This window comes from Marinobacterium sp. xm-g-59 (assembly GCF_013283315.1).
GTDB lineage: Bacteria > Pseudomonadota > Gammaproteobacteria > Pseudomonadales > Balneatricaceae > Marinobacterium_E.
Genome location: NZ_WBYR01000004.1, coordinates 185,122 through 199,534 on the forward strand (window position 1 = coordinate 185,122; position 14,413 = coordinate 199,534).

General features: G+C 49.1%; 12 protein-coding genes. 5 read left to right on the forward strand and 7 right to left on the reverse strand.

Features of this window, described 5'->3' with window-relative positions:
- Positions 1-93 precede the first annotated feature (93 nt).
- Positions 94-693 (reverse strand): glutathione S-transferase family protein, encoded by a 600-nt coding sequence (locus XMG59_RS06810; RefSeq protein WP_173483038.1) that lies wholly within the window; start codon positions 691-693, stop codon positions 94-96.
- A 2-nt stretch (positions 694-695) separates the two neighbouring features.
- On the reverse strand, positions 696-1,127 hold the full coding sequence (locus tag XMG59_RS06815) for a thioesterase family protein (RefSeq protein WP_173484356.1): 432 nt from the start codon (positions 1,125-1,127) through the stop codon (positions 696-698).
- An 88-nt stretch (positions 1,128-1,215) separates the two neighbouring features.
- Here XMG59_RS06815 and XMG59_RS06820 point away from each other — a divergent pair, with 88 nt between their 5' ends.
- A complete protein-coding gene (locus XMG59_RS06820) occupies positions 1,216-2,382 on the forward strand; it encodes an MFS transporter (protein ID WP_173484357.1) in 1,167 nt (388 codons plus the stop codon).
- A 150-nt stretch (positions 2,383-2,532) separates the two neighbouring features.
- Positions 2,533-5,301: a PAS domain-containing sensor histidine kinase gene (locus XMG59_RS06825; protein WP_173498419.1), complete on the forward strand. Its 2,769-nt coding sequence runs from the start codon at positions 2,533-2,535 to the stop codon at positions 5,299-5,301.
- A gap of 69 nt (positions 5,302-5,370) precedes the next feature.
- Here the strand turns inward: XMG59_RS06825 and XMG59_RS06830 are convergent, their stop codons facing one another.
- Genes XMG59_RS06830 through XMG59_RS06850 form a run of 5 tightly spaced genes read right to left on the reverse strand, consistent with a single transcriptional unit; the run spans position 5,371 to position 11,495 of the window.
- Positions 5,371-6,249 carry an amidohydrolase family protein gene (locus tag XMG59_RS06830; protein ID WP_173481225.1) on the reverse strand — a complete coding sequence of 293 codons (879 nt, stop codon included), beginning with the start codon at positions 6,247-6,249 and terminating at the stop codon, positions 5,371-5,373.
- Between the two features lie 11 nt (positions 6,250-6,260).
- A complete protein-coding gene (locus tag XMG59_RS06835; protein WP_173498420.1) occupies positions 6,261-8,111 on the reverse strand; it encodes a feruloyl-CoA synthase in 1,851 nt (616 codons plus the stop codon).
- A gap of 32 nt (positions 8,112-8,143) precedes the next feature.
- Positions 8,144-9,916, reverse strand: coding sequence for an acyl-CoA dehydrogenase (locus XMG59_RS06840; protein ID WP_173498421.1), 1,773 nt, complete (start codon positions 9,914-9,916; stop codon positions 8,144-8,146).
- A 24-nt stretch (positions 9,917-9,940) separates the two neighbouring features.
- Positions 9,941-10,708 (reverse strand): 3-hydroxyacyl-CoA dehydrogenase, encoded by a 768-nt coding sequence (locus XMG59_RS06845; RefSeq protein ID WP_173483032.1) that lies wholly within the window; start codon positions 10,706-10,708, stop codon positions 9,941-9,943.
- 16 nt (positions 10,709-10,724) lie between these two features.
- Positions 10,725-11,495 carry a crotonase/enoyl-CoA hydratase family protein gene (locus tag XMG59_RS06850; RefSeq protein ID WP_173481221.1) on the reverse strand — a complete coding sequence of 257 codons (771 nt, stop codon included), beginning with the start codon at positions 11,493-11,495 and terminating at the stop codon, positions 10,725-10,727.
- Positions 11,496-11,701: 206 nt separating this feature from the next.
- Between XMG59_RS06850 and XMG59_RS06855 the strand changes: the two genes are divergently transcribed.
- From XMG59_RS06855 to pobA, 3 genes are all read left to right on the forward strand, one after another.
- Entirely contained in the window at positions 11,702-12,172 is a 471-nt protein-coding gene (locus XMG59_RS06855; RefSeq protein WP_173484362.1) for a MarR family winged helix-turn-helix transcriptional regulator, read from the forward strand.
- A gap of 22 nt (positions 12,173-12,194) precedes the next feature.
- A complete protein-coding gene (locus XMG59_RS06860) occupies positions 12,195-13,076 on the forward strand; it encodes a helix-turn-helix domain-containing protein (RefSeq protein WP_173498422.1) in 882 nt (293 codons plus the stop codon).
- A 110-nt stretch (positions 13,077-13,186) separates the two neighbouring features.
- The gene (pobA, locus tag XMG59_RS06865; protein ID WP_217362084.1) at positions 13,187-14,398 is read left to right on the forward strand and encodes a 4-hydroxybenzoate 3-monooxygenase; all 1,212 of its coding nucleotides are present in this window, start codon (positions 13,187-13,189) and stop codon (positions 14,396-14,398) included.
- Positions 14,399-14,413: the final 15 nt, after the last annotated feature.

The following is a 14,413-nucleotide window of genomic DNA, read 5'->3' on the forward strand; positions in this document are numbered from 1 at the left end:
GCTGTTGCAGCCTTTTCTAGAGATTCACTGTTTGTAGTGAGCGGATGACAGGCTGAAGCCAGTCACCAAGACCTTGGGAGCTCGCTGACACCGTCAATAAAACTCGGTCAGATGAAACGGCTCAGATGCTTTTAACGGCTTACACCACTCTACCAGTTTCGCTCTTTCGGTCGCGTTCATTTCTGGAAAGCGAAACTCTAAGTATTCAAGCGCACACAGTAATAGTATCTGGCCCATTCCAGGCGTGGCTCCAACGACTCTTGGCGGGTGTTCAGCGAGCTCATCTAACAGGCGTTCAATGGCTCGTAAGCGACGAGTAGGTAGTACGCTGTTACGGTTCTCGTCAGTCGCCAGTGATTTGTTAAAGAGCATCATCCAGACGGTTGCATCGAGTAAACCGATGGCTCTGCCTGCCAGCGACATCTCTTGAATGGCTTGAGCATTGGGAAAAAGCGGAGGGTTGGGTGCGCGGCGCTCCAAGTACTGCATGATCAGCAGGGTTTCGGTCAGGGTAGTGCCATCATCCAGAATCAGCGTGGGGACTTTGACACTGGGGTTGGCCTGAACCAGTTCAGGAGTGTTTGATGCGGGATCAACCCAAACCATGCTGCACTCTGAGTCTAGCCCTTTAAGCATGATCGCGATGCGCACCGCCCGTGCATAGGGCGAGGTATGTGAGAGCATTAACTGCATGACTAAGCCTCTTTTAACAAGTTAGCTCGAAACGCCTCTGGTAATCCCACCACTTTGCGTGCGTCATAATCAAAGAAGACGATGCCAGTTTTTACGTGGGCTATCTCAACGGCTGTGGCTCTGTTGGTCATCAGGTAGAAGATGTCGCAGCCATACTTGTTGAAGTCCCCGACCGTGATGTCGATCTGGATTTGGTCACCATGGAAGCCTTCCGCTTTGTAGACAATGGCGCTGTCGGTCATGATGATGCCTAACCCCTCCACGTCCAACTCTGTATATCCGTACTGTCGCAAAAAACGGGTACGTGACTCGTGTACAAAACTCAGCACACTGTCGTTACTTAGGTGGTTTGCGTAGTTGATATCGCTGATACGAACATCCATTACCGTCGAAAATAGGTAGTTATCGGGCATATCAATTTTAATACGTGCCATGGGCTGTAAATCCTTCTTGTAACACTAATCCCTATATGAGAACTTAGCCTGTTATCGCACACAGCACTAGTGCTTTTAAGGAAATCTTATGTCTTCTGCCTCAACCAATGTAAAACTCTACCCCGTTGCGCAAGCACTAGGGGCTTCGACCCCGCCGATCATCATCTCGTTGGGCGGCCTGGTCAGTCTCTCTCTTAATGCACCGCAAGATCTGATCACCATGCCGGTGTTTCTGTTCAATTTAGGTGTTGCACTCAGTACTTTGCCAGCGGCCTTTATGGTGCGACAGTTCGGTCGAAAAGCCGCTTATCTGTTTGCCGCCATGGTCTGCGTATTGGCGGGCATTGTCGCGGGGACGTCGATCATCAACCAGTCGTTTATCTGGTTCTGTAGCGGTACCTTCTTGGCGGGTTTCTACGCGGCGCATGTTCAGAGCTACCGGTTTGCCATTACCGAAGGGGTGGCGAGTGAAGAACAAGGTAAGGCGATATCACGCGTTATGATTGGTGGTCTAGCGGCTGCGATTATTGGTCCACAGGTCGTTGTCTGGACCGAAGGCGCACTAGAGGCGCAATATGCCGGTAGCTTCCTGTCCATGTCCGTGTTGGGTTTGCTGGCCATTGTGCTGCTGACTCAGCTGAAACCGGTAGAGTCTACCTCTAAAGTGAAGTCGGGTGGCTCAAAGCTGGAAGCGCTGGCTCTGCTTAAGCGCCCAGCCTATCTGACAGCGGTTGCTGCCGGTGTGGTCTCCTACGGCCTAATGGCCTTTATTATGACGGCCGCACCGATCGCCATGGTCTCGCACGGTCACGAGGTGCATCAAGCGGCGCTGGGAATTCAGTGGCACGTGTTGGCAATGTTTGCGCCGAGCTTCTTTACCGGGAAATTAATGGCTAAGTATGGCAAAGCGCGTATCACAGCCATAGGACTTCTACTCATTGCACTCTCTGGATTGATCGCGCTGTTTGGCTTGGAATTGACCCACTTCTGGGGATCGCTGATTCTGTTGGGTATCGGTTGGAACTTTGGCTTCATTGGTGCGACGGCGTTGGTGGCGCAGAGCGTTCCGGAAGAGGATAAGAGCGTTGCCCAAGGTTTAAACGACTTTTTGATTTTCTCAATTGTCGCGGTCGGCTCGTTTATGTCCGGTTTGCTGCTCAACTCGACCAGTTGGCAGGTACTTAATCTGGTGATCTTCCCGATTGTTGCGTTGGTACTTGGTTTGATGCTGTTTAATCAAAAGCGTTCTAGTTGAGGATAAGTTGGCCTGAAAATTGCTTAACTTTATTTAGGGCTTTATTGAGCTGTTTTAGCCCCATCTGTTTCGAATGAGCGGTGTTATTTTGCAAATTCTCTCTATGTATTTGCAATTTGCAACGCAAAATAGTTAAAAGTTGGTTGATATATGAACAGTGCTTCAAAAACGATTTATGACAAGTTAGCGATTAAAGTCGCCTTTTTTATGGTGTTGCTATCGCTGCCAGCACTTGTGCTGAGCCTGTGGGGCGCTATCGCTATTGATGGTTCGTTCGGGCCAGTGATGGCCCAGGGTGTCTTGTTCATCTGTTTGATCATAGCGTCGCTGCGTTCTATTCCGCTGCGTTATCAGCACCGACTAATGATTTCGATCCTGGTTATCTTTATAGCGGGTGCAGTGGCAACGCTTCGTTATTCAAACCCAACGGTAGGTTATACCTACAGCCTGATCATCACACTGTTGATGTGTCTGTTGCTTCCTCGTTTTGCGGTCTTTGCTCTCTTAGCCGTAATGAATGCCTCAGTAGGCGCTGCTGCCGTTTTTATCTTTGATCTATCAGTGGTTCGAGTGCTGCTTCAGTTCGTCACCTTTACCGGGTTGACGATCATTGGGCTTGAGGTGTTGTTTCAACTGTTAAGTCAACATATGAACTCTAATAAATGGTTTGAAGAGGAAAGTGCTCGACAAAAGGCGGTTTCATCTGAGGCTAACATCGCTTTTTTTGAATACGGTCTGGAAACTGGAATTTTAAAAGGGGATGCCGTCAATTCATCTCGATTCGGTCTGTCGGAGTCTGATACCCCGATAGTGTTTAGCGACTATACGCACTGCTTTCCAGAGGAGAGTCTGGCAGCTATTAGTGAAGTGTTTGATAAACTAATCAAAGGTCCGGTAGGCACTCATAAGAATTTTGTTCACGATATGCGTATCCAGCCAAGTGGAGTGTTGTGTAATTTTAAAGTGGTCGGTCAGTCCATAGAACGTGAGGGTGAAAAGCTATTTATCGGTGTTTCAATTGATATCACTGAAGAGGTTCAGTTCGCCAAAGAGGCCGAAGACTTAACCGACCAAATCAATCTTATTTCAAATGCTGGTGGAGTTGGTTTGATTGAGTTCTTCCCTGGGACTCGAACCTTTAAATGTAATTCTGAAGTCGCTAAGCGATTGGGTATTGATGACTCAGATGAGGAGCGTTCAATAGAGCTCTTTTACGCTCATCAGACGGAAGATATTAGACAAGCTTTTATCAAATCCAGAGAGGATTTGGCTCATTCTAACAAGGGTGAACTGCAATCTTTTGTGCACCCGTTTTACTTGGCTAATGGCGATCTGCATTACTACCGTGTGACTCGAATCAGGCGAGAGCTCAATGGTCGAGTTTCATTCCTTGGCTTATCTTTGGATATAACTGATGAGACTAATGCACAGAGATCGGCGCAACAGAAAAACCAGTTGTTGGATCTTATGGCTGAAAGTGGGAATTTCGGTTTCTTTGAGGTTGATCTAGAGTCTGGAACAATGACGGGTAACAAAGTTTTGATGGCTCGCGAGGGTCTCTCTGATACGGATACGGTTGGGATGGATCAGGTTCTGTCTAAAATACCTGAAGATGAGCGAACAGGGTTTAATGCAAATGTTCAGCATGCTATCGAGGCTGGTATCGGGGCGGTGACGTCGTTTACTCACACTTATCAACCGGTAAATTCCGATCCTATTGTTGTGAAAGTAACGGCAACAACCCTATTAAAAGACGATAAGTTATTTGCCTTTGGTACATCAATCGATGTTACCGAAGAGCACAAGGCTAAGGAAAAAGCGGTATCAGCTTCACAAAAATTACTTGCCGAACAAGAGCGGCAAAAGCAGATGTACGCCGTAATCGGCCATGAATTGCGCACCCCAGCGGCCAGTCTGCAGATGATGCTGGATGATCTTGAAGAGGGAGAGACGCTGGATAATGCGCTTGTCGGAAGCAATATTGAGCATCTGTTGGGTGTAATCGATACTTTGCGTGCAGTGGCTCAGCCGGAACGTATGGCGCAAGCCGCATTTAAAGATGTTGTGATAGATGAAATTCTCACGGCTCAGGTTGCAAACCTGTCGGGTCTTGCAGAGCGATCGGGTGTCGAACTTACCGCGAACTTAACGAGTTTAACCAGTGACACAGTTCATATTCAGTCTTCGTTACTCAGACAGGTCACCGCGAACCTCATTAAAAACGCCATCATTCACTCGGGTGGGGATAAGGTTCACCTCCATGCCAGTAGCGAATTAAAAGGGGATCACACCAAGGCGTTGACGATTCGAATCTCAGATAACGGTAAGGGTATTTCTGACTCTAAAATAGATACTCTGTTTGAGGCATATCAACGCGGTGACACTAACGCAGAGGGAACTGGCTTGGGTCTGTTTGTCTGCAAAGAGATAGTGGCTTTGATGGGCGGGGATCTTCATTATGAAACCTCTGAACAGGGCGGCGCTGAATTTGTGATCGAGTTAGTGGTCAATCTATCCAAACAGACTAGTGAAACTCCAGTGCCGATCGATAATCCACTGGAGGGTAAGCGAGTCTTGATGGCAGAGGATAATAACGTCATCCAGATGCTAACCGCCAAGATGTTGAAAAAGCAGGGCGCTAGTGTGGTTGTTAACAGCGATGGCCAACAGGCCCTAGACGCCTATGCCGAGGGTGCTTTTGATCTGGTGTTGTCTGATATCTTTATGCCGGAACTGGATGGCTACGGTCTAGTGAAAGGGCTGCGTGAGAGAGGCTATACTGGCCCCATTGTCGGTCTGACGGCAGCCACCATCGGCGCAGAGACCGATCTTATGTTAGAGGCCGGCGCTGATATCGTGATCTCTAAACCGATCGAACTGGCTAAACTCCAAGCCTTCTTGATTGAGTATGACAAATAAGCAGTGCAGTAAGTGAGTTCAGACAATAAAAAACGGGCCCTAGAGGCCCGTTTTTGTCAGTTTGAAAGGTTATTTCAAACCGAGAATGCGTGCAGCGTTCTCTTTCATGATCAGAGGTTTTACCTCCTCTTTAACGTCGAGTTTTTCGAAGTCAGCAATCCAGCGATCAGGTGTGATGACAGGCCAGTCAGAACCAAACAGCATCTTCTTCTTAAGCATACTGTTCATGTACTGCAGCAGGATTGGTGAGAAGTACTTCGGAGACCAACCAGATAGATCCATGTAGACGTTTGGCTTGTGTGTCAGTACTGACAGCTGCTCTTCCTGCCATGGGAAGGCTGGGTGTGCCATAACGATGGTCATGTCTGGGAAGTCCGCAGCGACGTCATCTAGGTAGATTGGCTGAGAGTACTTAAGACGCATGTTCATGCCGCCTGGAGCACCCGCACCTACACCGGTTTGACCAGTGTGGAATAGGGCGATAGCACCCTCTTCAGCGATCGCTTCGTATAGAACGTACGCCGAGCGATCGTTCGGGTAGAAGCCCTGCATGGTTGGGTGGAATTTGAAGCCTTTCACACCAAACTCACGAACAAGACGACGCGCTTCGCGAGCACCTAAGCGGCCTTTAGCAGGGTCGATTGATGCGAACGGGATAAGGATGTCATCGTTCTCAGCACAGATGCGCGCTACTTCTTCGTTTTCGTAACGCTTGAAGCCGGTGTTGCGTTCTGCGTCTACTGGGAAGATAACCGATGCGATCTTGCGCTCACGGAAGTAAGCCGCAGTCTCATCGGGTGATGGCATCATGTTGTGGCCAGCTGGGTTCTTGAAGTACTTCGCGAACGCTTCTTGGAACTCAAAGTAGCCGTCATCACGATCACAAGAGCAGGGCTCTTCCGCGTGTGTGTGGAAGTCGATGGCGATGATTTCGTCTAGATTAATCATTCTCTATCCCCTTAAAGTGAGATCACGTGGTCATCAGATGACTCAACGTATAGTGATTCCATTATATCAGCACGGCGAGCCATGACAGCGCGCTGGTTGATCGAGCCCTTGTCTGTGATCTCGTTGCCGTCGATCGATGGCAGTTCAGACAGTACTGTGATGCGTTTAACGCGTGTTGAACTACCGGTACTGGTGCCCGCCATCTGTTCAAGACGTTCTGCCATCACCTCTTTGACGTGTGGTTGAGCAACCAATGTCTCGTTGTCCATCTCTTTACCACCAGGAACCAGTGCCTGAAGGTGAGCCCAGTCTGGGAAGATCATCGCTGCAATGTAACCACGGTCACGGCCACAGATTACGGCATCTTGCACATAAGGGGCAAAGTGGTGAATCAGTGATGCACGCAGTGTGCCTACGCTGACCCAAGTCCCGGTATCGAGTTTAAAGTCTTCAGAGACACGGCCATCAAACAGAAGGCCGCGGTTAGGTTCGTTCGCGTCGATCCATTTAACCGCATCACCTAGACAGTAATAGCCCTCTTCATCGAACGCTTTCTTAGTCTGCTCTTCGTTACGCCAGTATCCAGGGGTGATGGTAACCGCTTTCACGCGGATTTCTGTTTTGTCACCGTTAGGGATGAGCTTAAGCGTGATGCCGGGTGCTGGGCTGCCAACAACGCCTGATGCAGACTCTTCAACGGATGCGAACAAGACAGACGGTGCCGTCTCAGTGGCGCCAAGACCTGTCACCATAGGTACTTTCTTACCAGTGTGTTCAACCGAAAGCTCGTCAAGCTGATCCCAGACGTGCTGAGCTAGGCCAGCACCGGCGAAGAAGAACATCTTCAAGTTTTTGAACAGCGATTTAGCGATTTCAGGGTTCGCTTTTAGCTCTTTCGCCATCAACTCGTAGCCTTTAGGCACATTGAAGTAGATGGTTGGCGAAATCTCTTTGAGGTTCTCCATAGTGTGGTGAATCATCTTTGGTACCGGTTTACCTTCATCAATATAGAAAGTACCACCGTTGTAGATCGCCATACCGATGTTCTGGTTACCACCAAAGGTGTGGTTCCATGGTAGCCAATCCAGAATAACGGGCTTCTCATCTTTAAGGAAAGCGTAGACAGAACGCACCATCTCTTGGTTGGCACAGATCATCTGCTGAGTGTTGATGACCGCTTTCGGCATACCCGTTGAACCCGAAGTCCAAAGGAACTTAGCGATGGCATCACCGGTTAGTGCGTTATGTGCTGCGTCTGCTTCGGCGGAAGCTGTGTAATTGATCGCATCATCTAGGTTACTTACGGCGTAGCTTAAGCCATCCGTTGCGTGGTCTGCTGAACAGGTCAGTACTGGTGCTTTATCGATGTTAACCGCGTCAATGGCATCACGGTAAGGACCTAGGTTATCGGTAAAGATAAGACCCGGTGTCAGTGTGTCAAAGACGTGACGCAGTTTGCCGTAGTCGCTCGAGATTAACGAATATGCAGTCGAGATGGGTGAGAAAGGTACACCGATGTACATCGACGCTAGAGCAACCAATAGGTGTTCTGTCGAGTTGCCTGACAGGATAACCACTGGGCGATCGTTGCTCAGGTTTTGCGACAGCATCCAGCTGGCAATTGAACGTACACGCTCAAGTGTCTGTGCGAAGGTGAGTGATTCCCACTCACCATTTTCACCGCGCTGGCTGATCAGTACAGTGTCTGGGGTCTCTTTAGCCCAGTGAACCAGTTTATCGGTTAGCTTAACTGGGTAGTCAGCCAATGGCTCTGCACTGGTGACGTATTGCACGCCTTCGGCAGCGTTCTCAATCGTCACGCCGAAGTCGTTGATATTTACTGAATGAAATTCTGCAGTCATTTTTATCTCCTGATGCCTAATGCATCTAAGCGTTAAGCATCAAATTTGTAGTCCGCAATTCCGTCAGCTGCGGAATTGAAGTTAGCCACTTTTGCATACACCTGAGGTAACTGGTGCGCATTGTAGAACTTGGCTAGCGCGATCATGTTGCCAAAGAACTCTGGATCGTTGCTCTGTTCAGCAGTTGCTTTCAATGCAATCTCGCCAAGTTGCCATGCTGTCAGTAAGAAGCCCAGTGCATCCAGCATTGGGACTGCGCCAGCATTCAGTTGCAGTAGATCAGCCTCTTCAGCCAGCAGGGCAGGGAGGGTGTCACGAACGGCTGCGGTTGCTGCGGTAAGGTCCTGGCCCAGTTTGGCAAGATCCGTGTTTGCAGTGAGCTCATTAGCGACAGCATCGATCTCTTCAAGTAACTGAGTCAGTGCTACACCCTTATCCATACGAATCTTACGGAACAGCAAGTCGCTACCTTGAACACCGGTAGTACCTTCGTAAATGGTCGTGATGCGCGCATCACGCATAAACTGTGCAACGCCCGTCTCTTCAACAAAGCCCATGCCGCCAAATACCTGAATGCCGGTACCGGTCATTAGGTTGGCCTGTTCGGTCGCGAACGCTTTAAAGATTGGAGTGAGCAGTGCAATGCGAGACTCAGCAGCTGCTTTTTCAGCTTCGTCCGTTGCTTGCTCTGACTTATCGAATAGGGCAGCGATTAGGTAGCCTAACGCACGCTGACCTGTTGCGAATGACTTCATGGTCATTAGCATACGCGCAACATCGGGGTGCTGTGCGATGGCTACGCGACGCTCACCAGTAGCAAAGTGACGACCCTGTGGACGTTCAAGTGCATATTCACACGCCTGCTGATATGCGATTTGAGAAAGAGCTACACCCTGTACACCGACAGATAGGCGAGCTTCGTTCATCAGAATGAACATTGCCATCAAGCCTTTGTTCTCTGGACCGACTAATTCGCCGAAACAGTTGTCCTTGTCACCGTAGCTCATTGAACAGGTCGGGCTACCGTGTAGACCGGTTTTGTGTTCGATGCCGGTACAGACAACGTCGTTAAATTCACCCAGTGAACCATCGTCATTAATACGGTAAGTGGGTACAGCAAATAGAGAGATGCCACGGCTACCTTCAGGAGCATCGGGTGTGCGAGCTAGAACAAAGTGAACCTTGTTCTCAGTCATGTCGTGCTCACCGTAGGTGATGTAGATCTTTTGACCTTTAATTAGGTATTGGCCGTTATCCTGAGGAATCGCTTTGGTTTTGAGCTCACCCAAGTCAGTACCAGCGCTAGGCTCAGTTAAAGCCATGGCAGCAGTCCATTCGCCGGTGATGAACTTCTCGATGTAACGAGCTTTCTGCTCTTCCGTGCCGAACTTCATTAGGATTTCGCTACAGCCCTGAATGACTGCGTGGAACATAACAAACGAAAGGTTAGCGCTATGCCACATCTCGTTAACAGGCTGCGCGATGAATTTAGGCAGCTCCTGACCACCGAAATCCATAGGTAGGGCTAGGCCCATCCAGCCGTCTGCTGCGAACTGATCGAACGCCTCTTTCCAACCGGTAGGTGTGAAGACTTTGCCATCTTCAAAGCGACAACCTTCGTTGTCACCCACAGCATTCATTGGCGAAAGCGATTTTCCAGCCAGTTCACTGGCCGCTTCTAGAATGGCTGCCACAGTATCGGCATCGAAATCAGCCAGCGCTTCATTTGCGTTCAGACCGGTATTTTCAACAGCGTTCTGAACCAAAAACTGCATCTCTTTTAGCGGAGCTTGATAGTCACTCATCGTTAACTTACCTCTGCTTAATGATTATTTGGCGGCCATGCGGATCGCACCATCAAGGCGGATCACTTCACCGTTTAACATCTGGTTTTCGATGATCTGCTGTGCAAGCATTGCAAACTCATCTGGATTACCAAGACGTGAAGGGAAAGGTACAGATGCCCCAAGCGCTGCCTGAACCTCTTCAGGTAGTTCGTCCATCAGCGGTGTGCGGAATAGACCTGGAGCAACCGTCATGATGCGGATGCCAAGTTTCGCTAGTTCACGCGCTAGTGGTAGTGTCATTGCTGCTACACCGGCTTTAGATGCAGAGTAAGCCGCCTGGCCAATTTGTCCATCAAAGGCTGCAACCGATGCCGTGTTGACAATCACACCACGCTCGCCAGAATCACCTGGTTCGTTGTTCTGCATGACGTTTGCAGTCAAGCGTGCAATGTTGAATGTACCGACTAGGTTGATGTTTACAATGCGCTGGAAGCTCGCAAGGTCGTGTGGGCCATCACGGCCAACCAGACGTTTAGCACCGCCAACACCAGCACAGTGAACAACCCCTGAGAGTGCACCAAACTTAGCTGTTGCTGCTTCAATACACGCGCTTACAGAAGCTTCATCAGAGACGTCAGTTTTACAAAAGATCGCCGAGTCGCCCAAATCGGCTGCAACACGGTTGCCGCCTGCTTCATTGATATCTGCGATACATACCTTGCCACCCATCGCACTTAGACGACGTGCCACTGCTTCACCAAGGCCTGAGCCAGCGCCAGTCACTAGAAATAGTTTATCTGCAATCTGCATAGTGAACTCCGGCCGCTTACTGCTGTGGCTGTTTTTTACGGTTTAGGAACTTCTCTAGACGAGCAACAACGTCTGGGTGAGTCTGTGTAATACCGCAAAGTAGAGACTCAGTGTACATGCCGTCGTCATGAGACATGCTGTCGATGTGACGAAGGCCTGTTGTCATAGCCCAGTTTGAGTAGGGTGAGTTGGTGGCAATGTGTGCTGCTAGCTCTTTTGCTTTCTCTAGTGACTGGCCATTTTCAACAACGTAGTGTGATAGGCCTAGGCGGTAGCCCTCCTCAGCGTCGACATCACGACCCGTTAGCATCATCTCAGTCATGCGGCCGGCACCGATAACGCGTGCAACGTTACGTGATGCACCACCACCCACGAAGATACCGTGGCGGCCTTCTGGTAGGCGGTAGTAAGTGCCTTTTTCAGAAACACGAACGTGTGCACAGGTTGCTAGCTCAAGGCCACCACCGATAACAGCACCCTGCATAGCGGCAATTACTGGAAGGCCTGAGTTTTGAATATGTCCAAAGGTGCGGTGCCACATGTTTGAGTGCTTAACAACATCTAGGCCTTGGCGTGCTTTGTGTTCCGCAAGATCAAGACCTGAACAGAACTCTGGGCCAGCACCCGAGAAAATCACGACACGTACATCTTCAGGCATGGTGATAAATACCTGTTCGATCTCAAGACACAGTTCGTCGTTGATCGCGTTTTTCTTCTCAGGACGGTTAAGGTGTAGGTGGCCGATGCCGTCTTCAACAGTGAACTGGATGTAAGTGTAGTTGCTCATAAGAAGCCTCATTTTGTTTGGGTGCTATGAAGCACAGTGTCTGTCTGATATTTGTTTATCATATAAACAATTAAAGGGTTCAGCAATATGCTTTGGTCTAAAACTGTTTAGTAACTAAACAATTTTAATTTAAGTACAAAGTGTGTTTACAATATCCCTATCTTTTTAAGTGCTTATAGCAGCTGTATTAGTGTTAAGGGTAAGGAATGGCGAGTCGTTCAAAGCGTAAAAATGAATTAGATGTGGATCTCGGGCTGCTGGGCAGCTCCCTAGGCTACCACCTGCGTCGTGCTCAGCTTGCTGCATTTAATGGCTTTTCTAAGGGGTGTGCTGAGTTAGGCATCAGTCCGGGGCTGTTTGCTGTGTTGGAAATTGTTTACCGTAACCCTGGCCTGACGCAGACTGCAGTGGCGAATACCCTTGGTACTGACCGTTCGGCTATGGTCGCAGCGATCGATAAGCTAGAAAAAATGAATCTGCTAGAGCGTTGTGCTGCCGAGAATGACAGACGATCCTATGCACTGAGAATGACTGAGCATGGTAATGAGTGGTACCAAGCAGCCGAGCAGAAGGTAAAGGCTAACGAAGAGGCCTTCTATGAGCCGTTGCAAGATTCAGAGCGTGAACTGCTGGTCGATATGCTGACTCGTTTATCGAATCGGGCTGAGGCTCAGTAAAAGCATGACCGCCTCAACGAGCATGAATCCCATTCCCCAGTTTGGGCTCTACGGTGAATCCAATATTGATGATCCGGTGTTTGTGCATGTTGAGAACATAGCCAGTCGCAGTCGCGATAATGGTTGGTCTATTCAACCACACCGACATGGACGAATGTTCCAAATCATTTTTGTCTTTGATGGCATGGCTGACGTCACTATCGATGATCATAATCACTCTTTGACAGGCCCCTTTGCGATTTCATTGCCTGCCGGTGTTGTACATGGCTTTCGATTCTCGCCCGAAACTGAGGGTGTCGTGCTGACATTGGCAGAACCGCTGTTGACCAACGAGTCCTATGAGCGTTGTGAACCCTATTTTGGTTCCCTGTTTGCTAGTGCATCGGTGATCTCTCTAGTCGGTCAAGAGCGCATTGTTCAGGAGATTCAGGGTTACTTAGGCATGATCGAGCGGGAACTGGCCTCTGTCGATATGGGGCACTCATTGGTCTCGGAATGGTTAGCCCGAGCGACGTTGATGCAGCTGCGCCGTTTGCTAGTCACTGATGCTGATAGCGCGCCATCACTTCAAGCCGCCAAACCGGTAATACGATACCGAAAACTGATCGAACAACACCTCTATGACCACCTGTCGGTAGAGCAGTATGCGTCGTTTATCGGTATCTCTGCTGATCATCTTAACCGCCTCTGTAAACAGGAGGTGGGTAAAACCGCCAAGGCGATGGTGCAAGAGCGATTGCTGTTGGAAGCCAAGCGCCGTCTGGTGTTCACCCGTGGTAGTGTCGAAGAGTTAGCCTTTGATCTGGGCTTTAAAGATCCTGCCTACTTCTCGCGTTTCTTCAAGAAACTCACTGATCAAACCCCTGCTGTCTACCGTAGTTCTCATAACTACGACTCTAATTAAGATCGGAAAAGTACTATTAATGATCGTTAATGGCCCTGTTGGGAGCAGAGCCGTCGGTCCATTATGTTTGAACGATTTTGAATCATCTCGAGAGCAGAATAATGAAAACATTGAAGACACAAGTAGCGATCATTGGTGGCGGCCCTTCGGGTCTGTTGTTAGGACAACTGTTACACAAGAAAGGGATCTCTAACGTCATACTTGAACGTGTAACGGGTGATTACGTATTGGGTCGTATCCGCGCAGGTATCCTTGAGCAGGGCTTTGCAGATCTAGTCCGTGAAGCCGGTGTTGCTGAAAACATGGACAAGTGTGGTCACGTTCATGAAGGTGTCGTCATTGCAGTAAATGGTGAAAATCATCGTATCGACCTTAAAGGTTTGACAGGCGGTGACGTCGTTGTCTGTTACGGTCAGGTCGATATTACTGAAGACCTAATGGCTGCTCGTGAAGCAACTGAAGGCTTGGATACTTACTATGAAGCATCGGATGTTCAGCCACATGATGTGAAGAGTGATAATCCTTATGTGACATTCACTCACGGTGGAGAAGAGTACCGTCTTGAGTGTGACTTCATCGCGGGTTGTGATGGCTTCCACGGCGTTTCACGTCAAACGATTCCTGAAGATGTACGTACTGAGCACGAGCGTGTCTACCCATTCGGTTGGTTAGGTCTACTGGCTGATGTGCCTCCATGTCACGATGAGCTTATTTATGCGAAATCAGAGCGTGGCTTTGCCCTAGCATCACAGCGCTCACCAACTCGTTCACGTTACTACATTCAGGTACCTTTGACTGACAAGGTTGAAGATTGGTCTGATGAAGCGTTCTGGGAAGAGCTTAAAAAGCGCCTACCTAAAGAGGCGGCTGACAATGTTACTACTGGACCAGCACTTGAGAAGTCTATTGCACCGCTCCGTTCATTTGTTTGTGAGCCAATGCAGTACGGCAATCTTTTCCTAGTCGGTGATGCGGCACACATCGTACCGCCAACAGGCGCTAAAGGTCTTAACCTGGCTGCTTCTGATGTGGCAACGCTATACAAGATTCTGACTAAAGTTTATGAAACGGGTGATCGTAAATACATTGATCAGTACTCTGAAATCGCACTGCGCCGCGTTTGGCACGGTGAACGTTTCAGCTGGATGATGACTAACATGCTTCACGACTTTGGTGACGAAGTTAGCGATGCAGGTACTGATCCAGAAATGCGTCAGCGCTTTATGGATTCTGAGCTCAGCTACTTCATGAACTACGAAAATGGTCGTCGTGTTATTGCCGAGCAGTATGTAGGTCTTCCTTACGAAGATGTAAAAGAGTAATTTTACGCATCTGCT